The organism is Actinophytocola sp. (genome assembly GCF_036555685.1).
Lineage (GTDB): Bacteria > Actinomycetota > Actinomycetes > Mycobacteriales > Pseudonocardiaceae > Actinophytocola.
Window position 1 is genome coordinate 19,725 of the sequence record NZ_DATBKY010000306.1, and the last position, 18,642, is coordinate 38,366.

The window sequence follows — 18,642 nt, forward strand, 5'->3', positions numbered from 1 at the left end:
GTTCAGCCGGGCGGCGCGGGCACGAAGCCGATCTTGTCGTAGGCCCGCGCCAACGTCACCGACGTGATCTCCCGCGCGCGCTCGGCACCGCGGGCGAGGATCTTGTCCAGCTCCGCGGTGTCGTCGAGGTAGCCGCGCACGCGCTCCTGGATCGGCGTCACGAACTCCACGAGCACCTCGCCGACCGCCTTCTTGAGATCGCCGTAGCCCTTGCCGGCGAACTCGTCGGCGACCCCGTCCAGCGGCTTGCCGGCGAGCGCGGAGTAGATCACCAGCAGGTTGGACACCCCGGGCTTGTTCTCCGGGTCGTAGACGATGTCGCGGCCCGCGTCGGTGACCGCGGAGCGGATCTTCTTCGCCGACACCTTCGGGTCGTCGAGCAGCTCCACGATGCCGCCCGGCGAGGACGACGACTTGCTCATCTTCGCGGTCGGGTCCTGCAGGTCGTAGATCTTGGCCGCTTCCTTGAGGATGTAGGGCTCCGGCAGCCGGAACGTCCTGCCGAACCGGGAGTTGAACCGCTGCGCCAGGTCGCGGGTGAGCTCGAGGTGCTGGCGCTGGTCCTCGCCGACCGGCACGTACGTCGCCTGGTAGGCAAGGATGTCCGCGGCCTGCAGCGCCGGGTAGCCGAACAGGCCCAGGCTGATCCGCTCGGCCTGCTGCTTGGCCGACTTGTCCTTGAACTGCGTCATCCGGCTGGCCTCGCCGAAGCCGGTGAGGCACTGCATCACCCAGCCGAGCTGAGCGTGCTCGGGAACGTGGCTCTGCACGAACAAGGTCGCGCGGTCCGGGTCGATGCCCACCGCGAGCAGCTGCGCGGCCGAGACGCGGGTGCGCCGGCGCAGCAGCTTGGGGTCGTGCTCGACGGTGATCGCGTGCAGGTCGACCACGCAGTAGAACGTGTCGTAGTCCTCCTGCAGCGCGACCCACTGGCGCAGCGCGCCGAGGTAGTTGCCGAGATGGAACGAGTCGGCGGTCGGCTGGATCCCGGACAGCACCCGGGGGCGAGGCTCTGGCTGCGCGTCTGACACGGCTGTCGATTCTCGCAGAAGGGCGGCGCGGTCCCGCGTCCGCGTCAGCGCGCGGGCTCGCCGGCGCGCGGCTCGACCGGCGGCATGGGCGCGGTCACCGCCGCGCTCGCCACCCGGTCCCGCCTGCGGTGCCGCAGCAGCCCGACGACCAGCCCGCCGAAGCCCAGCGCCACCGCCGCGATGCCCACCGGGCCGAGCAGCCCGAAGGACGCGCTCTCGACCGCCACCTGCTCGTCGGCCGCGGCCGCGGGCTGTGCCGCGGTCACCAGCACCGCGGCGGCCAGCGTGGGGACCAGAGCCAGCACAACACCCATCCGAACCAGCTTGCTCGTCACCGCCACCCGTGTATGGGCGGCCTGCACGGCAACTCGGTTGCGCACTGGTGCGCCTCCTGCGTTCGTCACGTCATGTCCCCTGACCGGGGGGCGTGGACCGGGAAACGTGCCGATCGTGGCCGCCCGTGGAGGCGCCGTTGATCCGATCGGTCAACGCGGTGGAGAGTAGCCCCGTGCTGTGCCCGCCGTCACGCGGGGGGTGCCGCCGATTGGCCGTCCAGGGTGTGCTCCGCTTCCGCCACCCAGCCCCGCCGCACGCCCTCGTCGATGATCGCCCGGGCGGTGGCCCCGAGGGCCGCCGACGCGGCGCCGATGTGTGCCTTGCGGGCGCGCACGACGTCGGCCGTGACGCCGGGCGTCTGCCAGGTGCCGCCGCGGGCCATCCAGTTGAGCAGCAACGGTTCCAGCCGGTCCATGGCCTTCGCGAAGCGGGCCTCCGGCGTCTCGCGGGCCTCGAACTCGTCCCACAGCGCGCGGAACCCCGCCGCCTGGTCGGCGGGCAGCAGGCCGAACAGCCGGTCCGCCGCGGCCCGCTCGCGTGCCTCCTGCGTCCGGGCGCCGACGTCGTCGTAGAGCGGGGTGTCGCCGGCGTAGATCTCGACGAGGTCGTGCACGACGACGAGCTGGACCGTGTGGCCGACGTCGATCGGCTCGTCGGCGTGCTCGGCGAGGAGGATGACCATCAGCGCGAGGTGCCACGAGTGCTCGGCGTCGTTCTCCCGGCGCGACGCGGCGGCCAGCGGCGACTGGCGCACCACGGTCTTGAGCCGGTCGACCTCGACGATGAAGCCGAGCTGGGCGGCGATGCGCGGGTCGACCGTGTCCGGCAGCGGGTTGCGATCGGTCAGCAGGCGTTCCACACGCCCGACCCTCGCAGGCCGCCCGTGCGGCGGGCAACCGCGTTACCGTGCCGGTCGCGGAGGTCCCATGAAAGTCACCGTCCTCGGCTCGTGCGCCGCGTGGCCCGAGCCCGGCCGCGCCTGCAGCGGCTACCTCGTGGAGCACGACGGCTTCCGGCTGGTCCTCGACCTCGGGTTCGCGACACTGCCGCGGCTGCTCGAGCACTGCCCGGGCGGGGCTGTCGACGCGGTCGTCGTGACCCACCGGCACAGCGACCACTGCGTGGACCTCAACGGGCTGCTGCGCGTGCGCCACTACGGCGAGCGGACGCTGCCGCGGATCCCCCTGCTGTGCCCGGCGGGCGCGGCGGCGGTCGTGGACGGCCTCGAGCCGCGGCCGCGGCTGGCGGAGCTGTTCGACCTCGCGGAGCTGCCCGGCAGCCACCAGGTCGGCCCGTTCCGGGTCGAGGGCGTCGAGCTTCCGCATCACGTGCCGAACGCCGGCGTCCGGCTCACGGTGACCGATCGGACGGTGGCCGAACGCACGTCAGCTGACCGCACGCTCGCCTACACCGGCGACACCGGGCCGGATCCGCGGTTGGCGGAGCTCGGCGCGGACGCCGACCTCTACATCATGGAGGCGACGCTGCAGGCCGTGCCGGCGCCGGGCGAGCCACGGCACCTGCTGACCGCGACCGAGGCCGGCGAGTGGGCGGAGCAGGCCGGCGCGCGGCGCCTGTTGCTCACGCACTTCTGGCCGGGCAGCGACCGAGACCTGTCGCTGCGGCAGGCCGCGGCGGCGTATTCCGGCGAGCTGCTGGCGGCCGACGAGGGCCTGGTGGTCGACCTGTCTAGCAGTCGCCGCTGACGGCCCGGACGAACTCGGCGGAGACCCAGCGGTCTTCGGCGAGCTTGCGGAAGCCCTGCTCGACGGTCTTGTCGGCGTCGGACTGGTCACCGCGGTTCATCTCGCCGACCACGTTGTTCGGTGCGACCGTGGGCGCGGAGCGCACGTTGAGGCCGTCGACGACCGCCTCGACGCGGCACTGCGAGCCGTTCGACGACGTGCCGCCGTCCTTGCCCTCCTCGGCGCGCTTCTCCGAGCCCATCGCGTAGAGCCACAGGACGCCGACCAGCAGCGCCACCGTGATGAGGGTGCGCTTGGTGGTCCACTTGATCTTCACTGGAACCGCTCCCGGGCCGGACGTGCTTCCTGCTCATCAGATATATCCCAGCCCGGTCGCGTTGGGAACGAGCCACCCCGCAAACCACTCGCAGGATGCAACGGCCGGACACCCCCGCTGCACAATCGGTCACGGCACGTGCGGATGCGCCGGACGGCGCGCCCCCGCCGCTCACCGCGGGTGACGCGCCGTCCGGCGCTGCTGTGAACCGCTGTTAGCCGGCGGCCATGCGCTGCTGGAGGTTGTCGTCCAGCGTCGCGAGGAACTCCTCGGTTGTCTGCCACTCCTGGTCCTTGCCCACGAGCAGGGCCAGGTCCTTGGTCATCCTGCCGCTCTCGACGGTCTCGACGATCACCCGCTCGAGCGTCTCGGCGAACTGGACGACGTCGGGGGTGCTGTCCATCTTGCCGCGCGCCTCGAGGCCCCGGGTCCACGCGAAGATCGACGCGATCGGGTTGGTCGAGGTCGGCTTGCCCTGCTGGTGCTGGCGGAAGTGCCGGGTGACCGTGCCGTGCGCCGCCTCGGCCTCGACCTTGCCGTCGGGCGTCATCAGCACGGAGGTCATCAGGCCGAGCGAGCCGAAGCCCTGGGCGACGGTGTCGGACTGGACGTCGCCGTCGTAGTTCTTGCAGGCCCAGACGTAGCCGCCCTCCCACTTGAGCGCGGCGGCGACCATGTCGTCGATGAGCCGGTGCTCGTAGGTGAGGCCCGCGGCGTCGAAGTCGGCCTTGAACTCGGCCTCGAAGATCTCCGCGAACACGTCCTTGAACATGCCGTCGTAGGCCTTGAGGATCGTGTTCTTCGTGGACATGTACAGCGGGAACTTGCGCTCGAGCGCGTAGCGCATCGACGCGCGCGCGAAGTCCTCGATGGACTCGCGGTAGTTGTACATGCCGACCGCGACGCCGCCGCCCTCCGGGTAGTTGGCGACCTCGAACTCCATCGGCTCGCCGCCGTCGGCCGGCTGGTAGGTGATCGTCAGCGTGCCGGGGCCGGGCACCTTGAAGTCGGTGGCCTTGTACTGGTCGCCATGTGCGTGCCGGCCGATGATGATCGGCTTGGTCCAGCCTGGCACCAGCCGCGGGATGTTGGAGATCACGATCGGCTCGCGGAAGATGACGCCGCCGAGGATGTTCCGGATGGTGCCGTTGGGGCTGCGCCACATCTTCTTCAGGCCGAACTCGGAGACCCGCGCCTCGTCCGGCGTGATCGTGGCGCATTTCACGCCGACGCCGTGCCGCGCGATCGCGTTGGCCGCGTCCACGGTGACCTGGTCGTCGGTGGCGTCCCGGTGCTCGATGCCGAGGTCGTAGTAGTCCAGGTTGATGTCCAGGTAGGGGTGGATCAGCTTGTCCTTGATGAACTGCCAGATGATGCGGGTCATCTCGTCGCCGTCGAGCTCGACGACCGTCCCCTGGACCTTGATCTTGGCCATGTGCCGGGATGCTCCTCTCGCGTCCTCTTCGCGCGCGTGTACCTGTTCTCAGTCGTTCCAAACGGTACACGCGTACTGTTAGCGACGCCCGGCGGCCCACTCCTCGGCGAGCATCGCGAAGACCAGCTCGTCGGTCCACTCGCCCTTGACGATCTCGTTCTGCACGAAGTGCGCCTCGCGGCGCATGCCGAGCCTCGTCATCAGCCGCGCCGACGCCTCGTTGCGCCCGTCGCAGCGCCCGACGATCCGGTGCAGCCCCAGCCCCTCGAAGCCCAGCCGCAGCATCTCGGCCGCGGCCTCCCGCGCGTAGCCGCGCCCGTGGTAGGCGGGGTTGAACACGAAGCCGAACTCCCCCTGCTCGTGCGGCTCGGACAACCATGCCAGGTTCACGTCGCCGATCAGGTCGCCGGTGTCGCGCAGCAGCGCGGCGAGCACGAGGACGTCGCCTTCCCGCTCCAGCGCCGGCATCGAGATCCGCCGCTTGAGCGCCTCCGCGGTCGCGGCGCGGTCTCGCGGGTCCCAGTACAGGTAACGGGTGACCTCGGGCAGGCTCTGGTAGGCGTGCATCGCGTCGAGGTCGTCCTCGGTGAACGGCCGCAGGATCAGCCGGTCGGTGATGATCGGGTACGAAGGTCGCAGCACACAGCCAACATATCGAGCACGGGCGTCGGGACGGCGTGCCATTATTGGCCACATGGCGACCTGGCTCACCGAGGATCCCGAGGCCAACAAGCTGCTCGACCGCGAGCCGTTGGCCCTGCTCATCGGCATGCTGCTCGACCAGCAGGTCCAGATCGAGGTGGCCTTCCTCGGTCCGAAGAAGCTCCTCGACCGCATGGGTTCGCTCGACGCGAACACCATCGCGGACTACGACCAGGAGAAGTTCCTCGCGATCTGCTCGACGCCGCCCGCCATCCACCGCTTCCCCGGCTCGATGGGCAAGCGCGTCCAGGCGCTGTGCCAGGCCATCGTCGCCGACTACGACGGGCGGGCCGAGAACGTCTGGACCCAGGGCGACCCGAACGGCGCCGAGGTCCTCAAGCGACTCAAGGCGCTGCCGGGCTTCGGCGAGGCAAAGGCCAAGATCTTCCTCGCCCTGCTCGGCAAGCAGCGCGGGCTCGCCGCCGCCGGCTGGGAGAAGGCCGCGGGCGACTACTCGACCAAGGGCTCGCACCTGTCCGTCGCCGACATCACGGACCCGGAGAGCCTGCAGCATGTGCGGGCGTACAAAAAGGAAATGAAAGCCGCGGCAAAGGCGAAAAGGGGCTAAAACGGTAGCCGCCGTACGGCCTAATCACGATAAGTACACGCTCGGGTACCATTTGCCACCAAGAGCGCTTACATTCCCGTCTTTTAGTTGGTCCTTTTCCGTCTTCGTGTGTACACCGCGAAACGGCACCACAACCGGCATTTGACTCCGTGACTTGGCCTGTTTACCGTTCCCGGCGGGTCCGGAGGGTTACTCGGGTGACGGAACCCAAGTTGTTGCGCCAACCCCAGAAAATGCCGGAAGGAAAGCGGACCGCGGTGATGACGACCCCCATCCGGCGTGGCCGGGCTCACTCCATTCGGACGCGCGTACTGACCATCGCGCTCGTGCCCTGTTTCGTCTTTTTGCTCGCGGGTGTCGCGGGCGCCGGGTACTTGATCTACGACGCGGCGAAGACGCGGAGCTACTACAACCTCGCGAGCGAGACGCAGGACACGGCGCTGCCGTTGATCCTCTCGCTGCAGGAGGAGCGCCGGCTCACGCTGCGCAGGCTGGCGAGCTTCGGTACGTTCCAGTCCGAGCTGATCAAGCAGCGCGCGAAGACCGACGCGGTGGTCGGCCAGGTCACCGAGAAACTCAGCGAGCTGAACGACATCGCCCCGGACTCGGTGAAGAAGGACATCGCGGAGTTCTCGACGCTGATGGCCAAGCTGCCCGAGCTGCGCGCCCGGGTGGACGGCGGCCAGGTCGGCGTGAGCGAGTCGTTCACCTTCTACAACCAGATCGTCGACCAGTTCATCCAGGGCTCGCAGGGCCTCTCGCTGTTCGCGCCGGACGCGCACATCGCGTACGCGCAGCTGGTCGTCGCCCCGCTGCTCACCGGCGCGGACCTGATGCAGCGCGCGGACGCGCTGGCCGCGGCCAACATCGTCGGCGGCGGGCTCACCGACATCGACTTCCGCACGTTCCAGGGCGAGGTCAGCGCGTACCACCAGCAGCTGGAGGCGGCGATCCCGCTGGCCAACGAGGACGTGCAGGCGCAGTACGCGGCGCTGCAGAAGAGTCCCGCATGGCAGCGGCTGATCTCCGCCGAGAACGCGCTGGTGCAGGGCAAGACCGAGATCCCGGTCAGCGAGGACCTGTGGCGCGCGGCCGCTCACGACGTCGGCGCGGCGCTCATGAAGATGCTGTCCACGCAGAACGACCGCACCAACGCCGAGGCGATCGACAAGGTCGACAACACGCTGATCCAGGCGATCGTCGCCGGCGTGCTGGTCATCCTGCTGGCCGTCCTCGTGTCGTTCGTCGCGCTGCGGCTGTCCCGCCGGCTCATCGACCGCCTGGTCCGGCTCCGGCGCGAGGCGCTGGACCTCGCCGACCACAAGCTCCCCGAGCTGGTCGAGAAGGTCCGCCACGGCGCGGACGTGCGGGTGGACGACTCGCTGCAGCTCCTCGACCACGGTCGCGACGAGATCGGCGAGGTCGCGGAGGCGTTCAACAAGGCCCAGCAGACCGCGGTGAGCGCCGCCGTGCAGGAGGCGAAGACCCGCGAGGGCACGAACAAGGTGTTCCTCAACATCGCCCACCGCAGCCAGGTGATCGTGCACCGGCAGCTGAAGGTGCTCGACGAGGCCGAGCGCGGGCAGGAGGACCCCGAGCAGCTGGAGATGCTGTTCCAGCTCGACCACCTGTCCACCCGGGCGCGCCGCAACGCGGAGAACCTGATCATCCTCGGCGGCGGGCAGCCGGGGCGGCGCTGGCGCAACCCGGTGAGCCTCACCGAGCTGGCCCGCGGCGCGGCGGCGGAGACCGAGCACTTCGCCCGCGTGAAGATCGCCAAGCTGCCGCCTCGCGCGGTCAACGGCCCGGTGGTCGGCGACCTTGTGCACCTGCTGGCCGAGCTGATCGACAACGCGACGTCGTTCTCGCCGCCGGAGTCGCGCGTCGAGGTGCGCGGCAACGTGGTCGGCCGCGGCGTGGTACTGGAGATCGAGGACCAGGGTCTGGGCATCGAGCCCGAGCGCCTCGACGAGCTCAACTCGATGCTCGCGAGCCCGCCGGACTTCGGGATCATGGCGCTGTCCGCGGAGCCGCGGCTCGGCCTGTTCGTGGTCGCGCGGCTGGCGGCCCGGCACGGGATCGGGGTGTCGCTTCGCGAGTCGGCCTACGGCGGTACCCGGGCGATCGTGCTGGTCCGCGCGGAGCTGCTGCACGACGCGCCGGCGCCCGACGAGCGGACCGGCCGGCCCGAGGTGTCCACACCGGACAGCTCGGCCCTGCCGGTGTCGACGGTGACGGTGCCGATCCAGGTGTCGGACCTCCCGCCGCTGCCGGTCGTCGATGCGCGGCCGGGCGAGGACCTCTTCCGCCCGCAGCGCCCCGTGGACGAGCCGGCGAACGGGCACGCCAACGGCTCCGGCCCGCATCACTACGCCCCGCCGCCCGCCGCGGGCGCGCACGCGCGGCAGGACCCGCCGACGATCAGCAGGCCCCCGCTGCCGCCGCCGCACCCGCGGCCGCAGCAGCCCGCCGGGCAGCTGGCCCCCGACCGGCCACCGCTGCCCCGGCGGCGGCGTCAGCAGAACCTGGCGCCACAGCTGCGGGAGGACCCGGTCGACACGTGGCCGCCGGAGAGCTCGCACGAGGAGTCGCCGGACCAGGCACGCAGCCGGCTGGCCGCGTTCCAGCACGGCACGCGCCGGGGCCGCGAGGAGCCGGCCGTCGGGGACATCGGCAATGACGGCGACGACCACGGGGAGCGTGGGTAATGGCCAACACCGCAGTGAATGAGCTGGACTGGTTGCTCGACGAGCTGGTCAAGCGAGTCGCCGGGGTGGACCGCGCCGTCGTGCTGTCCGCGGACGGGCTCCTGATCGGCCGGTCGAGCAACCTCTCCGAGGCCGACGGCGAGCATCTCTCCGCGGTGGCGTCGGCGTTCCAGAGCCTCGCCCGGGGCACCGGCCGGCACTTCGGCGGCGGGCAGGTGCGCCAGACGCTGGTCGAGATGGACCACGCGTTCCTGTTCGTCACCGCGGCCGGGCACGGCGCGTGCCTCGCGCTGCTGGCCGAGGAGACCGCGGACGTCGGGATGATCGCCTACGAGATGAACCTCCTGGTCAAGCGCGTGGGTGCGGTGCTGACGGCCAAGCCGCGCGAGGCCATGGGACGCCCGTTGCCATGAGCACCCCGACGGAGGCCTGGTTCGACGATCCACTGGTGCGGCCCTACGCCGTCACCGGTGGCCGGACCAGGTCGAGCCAGCGGGGGCTCGACCTGATCACGCTCGTGGTCGCCATGCGCACGCCGGCCGAGGTGGCGGACCTGCAGCCGGAGTACGCGATGGCGTTGCAGGTCTGCCAGCAGCCGATCTCCGTGGCCGAGGTGTCGGCGAAGATCGACCTGCCGCTGCAGGTGGTGAAGGTCGTGCTGAGCGACCTGATCGCGCAGGGCCACCTGATCTTCCGGTCCGCGGCACCGACGAACGAAGCTCCGAGCCAGTACATACTCCAGGCGGTTCTCGATGGCATCAGAAGGCTCTGACCGGCGGCTCACCACGGCGGTGAAGATCGTCGTCGCGGGCGGCTTCGGCGTCGGCAAGACGACGCTCGTCGGTTCGGTGAGCGAGGTGCCGCCGCTGCGGACGGAGGAGCTGATCACCGAGGCATCGTCTCGAGTGGACGATCTGGCCGGCGTCGAGGCGAAGACCACGACCACGGTCGCGCTGGACTTCGGCCGCATCACCATCAGTCCCGAGCTGATCCTCTACCTGTTCGGCACGCCGGGCCAGAACCGCTTCTGGTTCATGTGGGACGAGCTCGCGCGCGGCGCCCTGGGTGCGGTCGTGCTGGCCGACACCCGCCGCCTGGACTCGTGCTTCCCCGCCGTCGACTTCTTCGAACGCCGGGGCCTGCCGTTCATCGTGGCGGTCAACTGCTTCGACGACGCGTACCGGTATGGCACGGAGGAGGTCCGCGCGGCCCTCGACCTGGACCCCCAAACCCCGGTCCTGCTGTGCGACGCCCGCGACCGCGAGTCGACGAAGCAGGTCCTGGTGACCCTGATGCACCACGTGATGGCCGGCTCCCGCCTGGCCCGCACCCACTGACCGGTCAACCGTCCACAACGGACCGACCCAGCATGGCGGCCTTCGCGATCAGGTAGCGCTGTTCCGGTTGGCTCGGGGTTTTCCGTGCCGCTCGCTCGTAGTGCTCGTGGGCGGCTGCCCGGTCGCCGGCCAGGGCCAGTAGGTGCGCGCGGACCGCGTCGGTTCGGTAGTGGGTGGCCAGGGCCGCGTCTGTCGCCGCGGTGTCCAGCTCGGCCAGCGCGGGGCCGGCGCCGTGCACCATCGCCAGCGCCACGATCCGGTTGAGCGTCACCATCGGGCCGGGGGCCACCGTGCGCAGCAGCTCGTACAGGCTCAGGATCTGTTGCCAGTCCGTGTCCGCCGCCCGCGCCGCCGCGTCGTGCACCGCCGCGATCGCCGCCTGCAGCTGGTACGGGCCGACCTGCGCGGTCGCCAGCGTTTCGGTGATCAGCTGGTCGCCCTCGGCGATCTGCGCCCGGTCCCACCGCGACCGGTCCTGCTCGTCCAGCGGCACCGGCATCCCGTCCTCGTCGAGCCGAGCCGGCCGGCGAGCGTCGGTCAGCAGCATCAGCGCCAGTAGGCCGGCGACCTCACCGTAGGCCGGTAGCGCCGCGCGCAGCTGGCGGGTCAGCCGGATCGCTTCCGCGGACAGCTCGACCCGGTGCAGCGTCTCCCCCGCCGACGCCGTGTAGCCCTCGTTGAAGATCAGATACAGCACGCGCAGCACCGCGCTCAGCCGCTCGGCTCGCTCTTGCGGCGGTGGCATCGTGAAGCCCGCGGCCTTGATCTTCTGCTTCGCGCGGCTGATCCGCTGCGCCACCGTCGGCTCCGGCACGAGGAACGCACGCGCGATCTCCGCCGTCGTCAACCCGCCGACCGCCCGCAGGGTGAGCGCCACCTGCGACGACGCGGTCAGCTCCGGGTGGCAGCACAGGAACAGCAGCGTCAGCGAGTCATCGACGGCCGGCACCTCCGTCGCGGCCACGTCCATCGTGAACACCGCGGACTCGCGCCGGCGCCGCGCGGTGTCGCTGCGCCACTGCTCTGTCCGCCGCCGCGACGCGACGGTGATCAGCCAGCCCTTCGGGTTGTCCGGCATGCCCTCGACCGGCCACTGCCTCGCCGCGGCGAGCAGCGCCTCCTGCACGGCGTCCTCACACGCGTCGAAGTCGCCGTACCGGCGGGTCAGCGCGGTCAGCACCTGCGGGGCGAGCTCGCGCAGCAGCGCGTCCACGCCTACGCCAGCGCCGCGAGTTCGGTCACCGGCCGGACCTCGACGAGCCCCATGAACGCCTCCGGCACCTTCGCCGCGATCTCCACCGCGCGCTCCTCGGTCGCGCAGTCGACCAGGTAGAACCCGACGAGGTACTCCTTGACCTCCGCGAACGGCCCGTCCGTGGTCAGCGTCCGGCCCTCGGTGACGTGCACCCGCTTGGCCGTGACCGGGTCGTCGAGCGGTTCGGAGGCGACCATCTCGCCGGACGCGGTGAGCTCCTTGTCGAGCGCCTCGTAGGCGGCCAGCCCCTGGGCGCGCCGTTCCGGCGGGAACGTCTCCCACAGCGCCCGGGACGCCGGGTTGCTGTAGATCAGAATCAGGTACTTCACTGGCCGATCCTCTCACCGCGATGTCGAATTGGACGTCTCCGCGACTACGTACATGTCGAGGCCGGAACGAAAGGAGCACACACCATGTTCGAGAACACCAAGGCGTTCAGCGGCTTCTCCGTGGACGACATCGAGAAGGCGAGGCGGTTCTACGGCGAGACGCTGGGCCTGCGGGTATCCGAGGCGAACGGCATGCTGACGCTGCACCTCGCGGGCGACCGGAACACGCTCGTCTACCCGAAGCCGGACCACGCGCCGGCCACGTACACGATGCTGAACTTCCCGGTCGCCGACATCGAGGAGGCAGTCGACCAGCTGGTCGCGCGCGGCGTCGAGTTCGAGAAGTACGACGGCCTCGACGAGCGCGGCATCTACCGCGGCACCGGCCCGCTGATCGCCTGGTTCCGCGACCCCGCCGGCAACATCATCTCGGTGCTGCAGATGGACGGCTGAGTTCTCACATCCTCTCGGGTGCGGCGATGCCGAGCAGCCCGAGCCCGAACGCGAGCACGCGGGCCGTCAGCGCGCACAGCGCCAGCCGGCTCGCGCGGACCTCGGGCTCGGCCCGCAGCACCGGGCAACGCTCGTAGAAGGCGGTGAACGCGCCGGCTAGCCCGTACAGGTACGCGCACAGCCGGTGCGGTTCGAGCGATGTGGCGACCTCGGTCACCACGGTGGGTAGGCCGAGCAGGGCGAGCGCGAGCTCCCGCTCGGCGGGCCCGGCGACCGTCACCGCGCCGGGTTCGGCCTCGGCGCGGCGGAGGATCGACCGGGTCCGTGCGTGCGCGTACTGCAGGTACGGGCCGGTGTTGCCGTCGAAGGCGAGCATCCGGTCGTAGTCGAAGGTGTAGTCACGCATGCGGTCGGCCGCGAGGTCGGCGTACTTGACGGCGCCGATCCCGACCGCCGGTGCGACGGCGTCGACATCGATGTCGGCGCCGAGCTCGCGAACCTTCGCGGCCGCCCGTGCGACGGCCTCGTCGAGCAGCGTGGCGAGCGTGACGTTCTCACCGGCGCGAGTGCGCAGCATCTTCCCGTCCATGCCCAGCACCGATCCGAAGCCGACGTGCTCGGCTCGGACGCCGTCGGTGAGCCAGCCGGCTTCCCGGGCGGCTTGGAAGATCATCTGAAAGTGTTGCCGTTGCGGCGTTCCGACCACGTACAGCAGCCGCGTCGCCTTCAGATCGAGGATGCGGTGCCGGATGGCGGCGAGGTCGGTGGTGTCGTAGCCGTACCCGCCGTCGGCCTTGCGGACGATCAGCGGCAGCGGGTCACCGTCGCGGTTGGTGAACCCCGCGGGGAAGACGCACTGCGCCCCGTCGCTCTCGCGAAGCAGGCCGAGCCGTTCGAGCTCGGCGGCGACCGGACCGAGCTGGTCCTGGTAGAGGCTCTCGCCGGCGACGTCGCTGTGTTTCAGCGTGACGTCGAGCCGATCGTAGATCTCGGCGAAGTACCCGAGCGACCGGGCGACGACGACGTGCCACAGCTCGCGGGTCGCCGCGTCACCGGACTGCAGCGCGACGACCCGGCGCCGCGAGCGCTCCCGGAACTCCTCGTCGGCGTCGAACTTCCGCCGCGCGGCGCGGTAGAAGTCGCTGAGCTCGCCCACCGACGAGTCGGCACCCGCGCCGGTGTCGACCAGGTGCTCGATGAGCATGCCGAACGGGGTGCCCCAGTCGCCGAGGTGGTTCTGCCGGATCACGCGGTGGCCGAGCCACTCGAGCAGCCGGGCGATCGCGTCGCCGATGATCGTCGAGCGCAGGTGCCCGACGTGCATCTCCTTGGCGGCGTTGGGCGCGGAGTAGTCGACGACGACGGTCTGCGCCTCGACGGCATCGAGTCCGAACCGCTCGCCGCCGGCCATCTCGGCGACCATTGTGGACAGAACGTCCTCGCGCAAGGTCAGGTTGACAAAACCCGGCCCGGCGACCGTGACGTCGGAGCAGAGGTCCTCGAGCGGGTCGTGGCCGAGCACCGCCAGGGCCACGTCCCGCGGCGGCTTCTTCAGCGTGCGGGCGAGCCGGAGCGCCCCGTCGGCCTGGAAGTCGGCGCGCTGGGATCGGCGCAGCACGGGATCCACCGGCTCACCGGCGACCGCGGCGAAGGCGGCACCGAGACGTGCGCTGAGGACCGATTCCAGACTCATGCCACGACGTTATCCAACCCCACCAACGAATTTGGCCTTGCACCCCGCCGAAAGCCGGGGTTATCCACAACCGCCCCAACTGTCCACAGGAACCGCGAGACGAACGATTCCCGCCACGGGCTCGCGCTACCGCGCACAGGTGCGCCGGCCACGGTCCCACGAGGATCACCTGACCAGGCGGAACACCGCCGGGAGCCCGGCCGGCAAACTCATCGAGAAATCTTGGGGGAAACCGTAGAGGACGCGTAGCGTGCTTCGACGTCCCCACGAAGGCGCCACCGATAAGCGCCATCAGTGAGGAGTGACGACATGAAGTACATGCTGTTGATGAACACCACCGACATCGGTCACCCGCCCATCACCGAGTGGGAGCCGGCCGACGTCAAGGCACACATCGAGTTCATGCGCGAGTTCACCGAGGGCCTGGTCAAGTCGGGCGAGTTCGTCTCCGGCGAGGGGCTCGCCCTGCCGGACGAGGCGAAGATCGTCACCGCGCGGGACGGGGGCGCGCCGGCGGTCACCGATGGGCCGTTCCCCGAGTCGAAGGAGTTCCTCGCCGGCTACTGGATCGTCGACTGCGACGGCCTCGACCGCGCCCTGGAGATCGCCGCCGCGGCGTCCGCCTCGCCCGGGCCCGGCGGCATCACGCTGAATCACCCGATCGAGGTGCGCCAGGTGCTGTCCGCGCCGCCCGACGCCGAACTGTGACGGACGCCCGCGTCGAGGACCTGCTGCGCGACCTCGCGCCGCAGGTCCTCGGCGCCCTGATGCGCCGCTACGACGACTTCGCCGCCGCCGAGGACGCCGTCCAGGAGGCGCTGATCGCCGCGGCCGAGCAGTGGCCCGAGCAGGGGCTGCCCGGCTACCCGCGTGGGTGGCTCATCCAGGTCGCCTCCCGGCGGATGACCGACCACCTGCGCAAAGAGCAGGCCCGGCGCCGCCGCGAGGACCTGGTCGCGGCACAGCCGGCGCCGGACGCGGTCGCGCCGGACACCGACGACTCGCTGACCGTACTGTTCATGTGCTGCCACCCCGCGCTCAAGCCGGCGGCGGCGATCGCGCTGACGCTGCGCGCCGTCGGCGGCCTGTCCACCGCCGAGATCGCCTCCGCGTTCCTCATCCCAGAGGCCACGATGGCGCAGCGGATCAGCCGCGCGAAGCAGAAGATCAAGTCGTCCGGTCTGCCGTTCCGGCTGCCGACCGACGCCGAGCGGCCGGAGCGGCTGCGGCTCGTTCTGCACGTGCTGTACCTGATTTTCAACGAGGGCTATACGGCGACGGCCGGGCCGGCGCTCGCGCGCGTCGAGCTGTCGGCGGAGGCGATCCGGCTCACGCGAGCGGCGCACCGGCTGCTGCCACACGAGAGCGAGGTCGCCGGGCTGCTCGCGCTGATGCTGCTGATCGACGCGCGGCGCCCGGCGCGCACGCATGCGGACGGCACCCTCGTGCCGCTCGCCGAGCAGGACCGATCGCGGTGGGACGCGGACACGATCGCCGAGGGCATCGCGCTGATCACCGAGACGCTGCCGGCCGGACCGACCGGTCCGTACCAGGTGCAGGCGGCGATCAACGCGGTGCACGACGAGGCGAAAGACGCCGCGGACACGGACTGGCCGCAGATCCTCGCGTTGTACGGGGTGCTCGAGCGGCTGTCGGACAACCCCATGGTGCGGCTGAACCACGCGATCGCCGCGGCGATGGTGCACGGGCCGGCGAACGGGCTGGCGATGCTGGAGCCGTTGGCGGACAAGCTATCCGGCCACCACCGGCTGCACGCCGTGCGCGCGCACCTGCTGGAGATGTCGGGCGACGAAACCGCGGCCGTCGCGGAGTACCGCGCGGCGTCGAACAAGGCGACGAGCCTCCCGGAACGCCACTACCTCATGGACCGCGCCGCACAGCTCCGCCGACAAGCCGGCCCCGACGTCCACTGAGGACATCGGGGCCGGATGAGAAGAACGGTCAGGACTTGCGACCCACCACGGCCGCGCTGCACTGCTCGACCTGGCTCAGCGGCCGAAGGCGCGGGCCGTCCGGCCACCACAGGTCAGAAAGCTCGAGGTCACCCTCCTTGCCCGGGCCGGGCGCGATGATCTCCAGGCCGGGAAGGAAGGCCAGGATCTCCTCCTTCGTACGGAACTTCCCCGAACCCATCGGGCTGTGCAGGAAAACGTCCTCCATCCGGCGGGCGAGCTTGCTGTGCTCCGGCGTCTGCGGGTCGAGGAAATGCGAAATCGCCACAAAACTGCCCGACGGCAGCGCGTCGATGTATTCCTGCATCAGTTCCGCGCCGTTGTCCGCGGTGTAGTGGTGCAGCGTGCCGACCTGCAGCAGCGCGATCGGCTTCGTGAAGTCCAGGTGCTTCTGCACGATCGGATGCGCCAGCACCTCCTGCGGCTTGAAAATGTCCGCCGACGCGAAATGCGTGAAGTCGTTCTCCGTGAGGAGAGCTTCCCCGTGCGCGATCACCACCGGGTCGTTGTCGATGTACACGACCCGCGCCTCGGGATCGATCCGCTGCGCGATCTGGTGGGTGTTCTCCGCGGTCGGCAGGCCGGAACCGCAGTCGAGGAACTGGCGGACCGCGCCCTGGTCGGCGAGGAACCGCACCGCGCGGGTCAGGAAGTTGCGGTTCGACCACGCGAGGTCGCGCGCCTCCGGAGCCGTGGCACGGACCTTCTGGAACACCTGCCGGTCGATCTCGTAGTTGTCCTTGCCACCGAGGAATGCGTCATATACCCGGGCGATACTCGCTCTCGTCGGATCGACTCCGACGGGCACCGAACTCGGCGCGTCGTACTTGGCCGCGGTCCCAGACATCGCTACCTCACTCTGCGGGCTCCAGAAGACCGAACCAGCGTATCGGCGGCCCGACTCACGGTAAACGCGGCACGGATCGTGGCGAATGCCCGTGCAGATGCACATTCGCAGGTAGTAGCCCTCGCCGCCATGATCATGCAAGTTGCAGAAGTGCACCCGTTCGGCCTAACGTAGTGTCGCACGAACGGAGCGTGATGCTCCGATGTGGACAATCAACGTCGCAGGCTGCGTCCGGCGGCGAACACACACAGTGCCGCGATCACGCCGAGCGTCCCCGACAGCACGAGGGGCCATACCCTGGCCGTGCTCATCGACAGCATGAAGTTGAGCACGCAACCGGCGAAATAGAGCGCGGCGAGGGCGAACCAGCCGAGGGCGGGGTGGAGGAGCACGTTGCGCGCGGTGCGATGCGGGCGCTGACGAAGCATCGGGCCGCACCTCCACGTGTGATATTCGATGAAATCGCAACACTCCGGCCATGAGTTACCAAGCCGGCGATTTCGATCGGATCACCTGGCGCGGGCGAGGAACACGACGTCAGGTTCGCCGCGTGACACCGGGACGGAGAGTGTCTCGACCGCGCCGAAACGCGCAGCCAGGCGCGCTGCGAAGGCCGGGCTCGCACCCGCGCTCCAGACCGCCAGCACGCCACCGGGCGACAGCGTGCGAGCGACCATGCCGAGTCCGGAATTGTCATAGAGAGCGGCGTTCCCGTCAGTGACGGTCCAATCCGGACCATTGTCGATATCGAGGCAGATGCCGTCGAACAATTCACCCGACGAGGGAAGCCACGAGAGCAGGTCGGCCTCGACGCACCGCACCCGCGGATCGGCGAGCGCGTCGCCGTGCCACGACCGCAGCGGCCCGCGGTTCCAGTCGATCACGGCCCGCTCGCGCTCCACGACCACGACCTCGCCGACCCGCGGATGGTCGAGCGCCGTGCGGAGCGAGAACCCGACGCCCAGCCCGCCGACGAGCAACCGGCCGCCGGCCGGCATCCGGTCGGCCACCGCGTCGACCATGAGTCGTTCGGACGCGCCGCCGCGCGTGTCCATCAGGAACACGCCGTTCGCGATGATCTCGAAGTCCGCGCCGGCCCGGCGCAGCACCAGCTCGCCGCATACACCGGTGAGCCGGTCGAGGACCTCGGACCCTTCGTTCACCGGTCCACCCTAGTTACCCTGAACGGGCGGAGGTGGTCACATGGAAGCGGCAGTAGGCGACCGGCTGCACGTCCACGGTCGCAACGTTGGCAACCCGGACCAGCTGGCCGAGATCGTCGAGGTGCGCGGGGACGAAGGCGGGCCGCCTTACCTGGTGCGCTATCCCGACGGCCACGAGGGACTCGTGTTCCCGGGCCCGGACTGCGTGATCGAGCACGGCTGAGAAGACGCCGACGCCTTCCCGGCCTGCGGTGCCGGGAAGGCGTCGTGGCCGCGCGCCCGGTCAGACCCGGATGAGCTCGTCGATCAGGCCGTCGACGTCGAAGTGGTCGGACTCCGCGCCGATGGCCACGATCTGCTCGGTGGCGGCGAGGAACGAGCGGACACCCGCGTGGTCCAGCTCGAGCTCGGCGTAGCCCTCGGGCGACTCGATCTCGACGACGAGCATCGTCAGCTCGCCCTCGTACTCGGGACGCAGGCGGACGTCGCCCACCCCCGCCGGCCCGCGTAGGCCTTCGACCAGCAGGTCACGCGAGAACGCCCATTCGACCCAGCGGTCCCGCTCGGTCTGGAACGCGGCGATGACGGTGAACGGCTGATCGGCACGGTAGGACCAGCGCGAGCGAACCGGGGTGCCGTCATGCAGCGCCACGAGCTCCGCGTGGATGGCTTCGGTCGACATTGTCTGGCCCTCCTCCTCGAGCCGGTCCGCCGTTGGGCGCGGGCCGGTCGAGGATGAGATCGACCTGGCGGCCAGGTCATGATGCCGAAGCCGAAATATTCACGCTAT

At 70.3% G+C, this 18,642-nt stretch carries 23 protein-coding genes; 10 read left to right on the forward strand and 13 right to left on the reverse strand.

Annotation, left to right across the window (positions count from 1 at the left end; all coding sequences use genetic code 11):
- Window positions 1-2 precede the first annotated feature (2 nt).
- The 3 genes from trpS to VH969_RS32155 all read right to left on the reverse strand — a co-directional run bounded on the left by trpS (window position 3) and on the right by VH969_RS32155 (window position 2,226).
- Complete coding sequence (gene trpS, locus VH969_RS32145; RefSeq protein WP_331981234.1) at window positions 3-1,031, reverse strand: tryptophan--tRNA ligase; 1,029 nt, start codon at window positions 1,029-1,031, stop codon at window positions 3-5.
- Window positions 1,032-1,075: 44 nt separating this feature from the next.
- On the reverse strand, window positions 1,076-1,345 hold the full coding sequence (locus VH969_RS32150) for a hypothetical protein (RefSeq protein ID WP_331981237.1): 270 nt from the start codon (window positions 1,343-1,345) through the stop codon (window positions 1,076-1,078).
- Window positions 1,346-1,554: 209 nt separating this feature from the next.
- A complete protein-coding gene (locus tag VH969_RS32155) occupies window positions 1,555-2,226 on the reverse strand; it encodes an HD domain-containing protein (RefSeq protein ID WP_331981240.1) in 672 nt (223 codons plus the stop codon).
- Between the two features lie 67 nt (window positions 2,227-2,293).
- On the opposite strand from VH969_RS32155, the gene VH969_RS32160 reads away from it, so the two are divergent.
- Window positions 2,294-3,073 (forward strand): MBL fold metallo-hydrolase, encoded by a 780-nt coding sequence (locus tag VH969_RS32160; protein WP_331981243.1) that lies wholly within the window; start codon window positions 2,294-2,296, stop codon window positions 3,071-3,073.
- Here the strand turns inward: VH969_RS32160 and VH969_RS32165 are convergent.
- From VH969_RS32165 to VH969_RS32175, 3 genes are all read right to left on the reverse strand, one after another.
- On the reverse strand, window positions 3,057-3,389 hold the full coding sequence (locus tag VH969_RS32165; protein WP_331981246.1) for an SH3 domain-containing protein: 333 nt from the start codon (window positions 3,387-3,389) through the stop codon (window positions 3,057-3,059). The genes VH969_RS32160 and VH969_RS32165 overlap by 17 nt on opposite strands.
- A gap of 214 nt (window positions 3,390-3,603) precedes the next feature.
- Complete coding sequence (locus tag VH969_RS32170) at window positions 3,604-4,824, reverse strand: NADP-dependent isocitrate dehydrogenase (RefSeq protein WP_331981249.1); 1,221 nt, start codon at window positions 4,822-4,824, stop codon at window positions 3,604-3,606.
- A 78-nt stretch (window positions 4,825-4,902) separates the two neighbouring features.
- On the reverse strand, window positions 4,903-5,466 hold the full coding sequence (locus VH969_RS32175; RefSeq protein WP_331981252.1) for a GNAT family N-acetyltransferase: 564 nt from the start codon (window positions 5,464-5,466) through the stop codon (window positions 4,903-4,905).
- A 52-nt stretch (window positions 5,467-5,518) separates the two neighbouring features.
- Between VH969_RS32175 and VH969_RS32180 the strand changes: the two genes are divergently transcribed.
- The 5 genes from VH969_RS32180 (at window position 5,519) to VH969_RS32200 (ending at window position 10,139) form a co-directional block, all read left to right on the forward strand.
- Window positions 5,519-6,094 carry an HhH-GPD-type base excision DNA repair protein gene (locus tag VH969_RS32180; RefSeq protein ID WP_331981255.1) on the forward strand — a complete coding sequence of 192 codons (576 nt, stop codon included), beginning with the start codon at window positions 5,519-5,521 and terminating at the stop codon, window positions 6,092-6,094.
- 326 nt (window positions 6,095-6,420) lie between these two features.
- Window positions 6,421-8,802, forward strand: a complete 2,382-nt coding sequence (locus tag VH969_RS32185) for a sensor histidine kinase (protein ID WP_331981258.1) — start codon at window positions 6,421-6,423, stop codon at window positions 8,800-8,802.
- Window positions 8,802-9,215, forward strand: a complete 414-nt coding sequence (locus VH969_RS32190) for a roadblock/LC7 domain-containing protein (protein ID WP_331981260.1) — start codon at window positions 8,802-8,804, stop codon at window positions 9,213-9,215. The genes VH969_RS32185 and VH969_RS32190 overlap by 1 nt, the downstream gene beginning before the upstream one ends.
- Window positions 9,212-9,574, forward strand: a complete 363-nt coding sequence (locus tag VH969_RS32195) for a DUF742 domain-containing protein (protein ID WP_331981263.1) — start codon at window positions 9,212-9,214, stop codon at window positions 9,572-9,574. Before VH969_RS32190 ends, VH969_RS32195 begins: the two co-directional genes overlap by 4 nt.
- Complete coding sequence (locus tag VH969_RS32200) at window positions 9,555-10,139, forward strand: GTP-binding protein (protein WP_331981268.1); 585 nt, start codon at window positions 9,555-9,557, stop codon at window positions 10,137-10,139. Before VH969_RS32195 ends, VH969_RS32200 begins: the two co-directional genes overlap by 20 nt.
- 4 nt (window positions 10,140-10,143) lie before the next feature.
- Here VH969_RS32200 and VH969_RS32205 read toward each other — a convergent pair whose 3' ends face one another.
- Together VH969_RS32205 and VH969_RS32210 are read right to left on the reverse strand one after the other, a co-directional pair.
- Complete coding sequence (locus VH969_RS32205; RefSeq protein ID WP_331981271.1) at window positions 10,144-11,352, reverse strand: RNA polymerase sigma factor; 1,209 nt, start codon at window positions 11,350-11,352, stop codon at window positions 10,144-10,146.
- 2 nt (window positions 11,353-11,354) lie between these two features.
- Window positions 11,355-11,723 (reverse strand): YciI family protein, encoded by a 369-nt coding sequence (locus VH969_RS32210; RefSeq protein WP_331981274.1) that lies wholly within the window; start codon window positions 11,721-11,723, stop codon window positions 11,355-11,357.
- Between the two features lie 84 nt (window positions 11,724-11,807).
- On the opposite strand from VH969_RS32210, the gene VH969_RS32215 reads away from it, so the two are divergent.
- Window positions 11,808-12,176 carry a VOC family protein gene (locus VH969_RS32215; protein ID WP_331981277.1) on the forward strand — a complete coding sequence of 123 codons (369 nt, stop codon included), beginning with the start codon at window positions 11,808-11,810 and terminating at the stop codon, window positions 12,174-12,176.
- Window positions 12,177-12,180: 4 nt separating this feature from the next.
- On the opposite strand, the gene argS is transcribed toward VH969_RS32215, so the two are convergent.
- Window positions 12,181-13,869: an arginine--tRNA ligase gene (argS, locus tag VH969_RS32220; RefSeq protein WP_331981279.1), complete on the reverse strand. Its 1,689-nt coding sequence runs from the start codon at window positions 13,867-13,869 to the stop codon at window positions 12,181-12,183.
- A 309-nt stretch (window positions 13,870-14,178) separates the two neighbouring features.
- Here argS and VH969_RS32225 point away from each other — a divergent pair, with 309 nt between their 5' ends.
- A complete protein-coding gene (locus VH969_RS32225; protein ID WP_331981282.1) occupies window positions 14,179-14,577 on the forward strand; it encodes a YciI family protein in 399 nt (132 codons plus the stop codon).
- Window positions 14,574-15,803, forward strand: coding sequence for an RNA polymerase sigma factor (locus VH969_RS32230; RefSeq protein ID WP_331981285.1), 1,230 nt, complete (start codon window positions 14,574-14,576; stop codon window positions 15,801-15,803). Before VH969_RS32225 ends, VH969_RS32230 begins: the two co-directional genes overlap by 4 nt.
- Window positions 15,804-15,831: 28 nt before the next feature.
- Here VH969_RS32230 and VH969_RS32235 read toward each other — a convergent pair whose 3' ends face one another.
- From VH969_RS32235 to VH969_RS32245, 3 genes are all read right to left on the reverse strand, one after another.
- Complete coding sequence (locus VH969_RS32235) at window positions 15,832-16,689, reverse strand: SAM-dependent methyltransferase (protein ID WP_331981288.1); 858 nt, start codon at window positions 16,687-16,689, stop codon at window positions 15,832-15,834.
- Window positions 16,690-16,901: 212 nt separating this feature from the next.
- Complete coding sequence (locus VH969_RS32240) at window positions 16,902-17,117, reverse strand: hypothetical protein (protein ID WP_331981291.1); 216 nt, start codon at window positions 17,115-17,117, stop codon at window positions 16,902-16,904.
- Between the two features lie 81 nt (window positions 17,118-17,198).
- Window positions 17,199-17,852 (reverse strand): spermine/spermidine synthase domain-containing protein, encoded by a 654-nt coding sequence (locus VH969_RS32245; protein ID WP_331981294.1) that lies wholly within the window; start codon window positions 17,850-17,852, stop codon window positions 17,199-17,201.
- A gap of 40 nt (window positions 17,853-17,892) precedes the next feature.
- Here VH969_RS32245 and VH969_RS32250 point away from each other — a divergent pair, with 40 nt between their 5' ends.
- The gene (locus tag VH969_RS32250) at window positions 17,893-18,075 is read left to right on the forward strand and encodes a DUF1918 domain-containing protein (RefSeq protein WP_331981297.1); all 183 of its coding nucleotides are present in this window, start codon (window positions 17,893-17,895) and stop codon (window positions 18,073-18,075) included.
- Between the two features lie 60 nt (window positions 18,076-18,135).
- On the opposite strand, the gene VH969_RS32255 is transcribed toward VH969_RS32250, so the two are convergent.
- Window positions 18,136-18,534 carry an SsgA family sporulation/cell division regulator gene (locus VH969_RS32255; protein ID WP_331981300.1) on the reverse strand — a complete coding sequence of 133 codons (399 nt, stop codon included), beginning with the start codon at window positions 18,532-18,534 and terminating at the stop codon, window positions 18,136-18,138.
- Window positions 18,535-18,642: the final 108 nt, after the last annotated feature.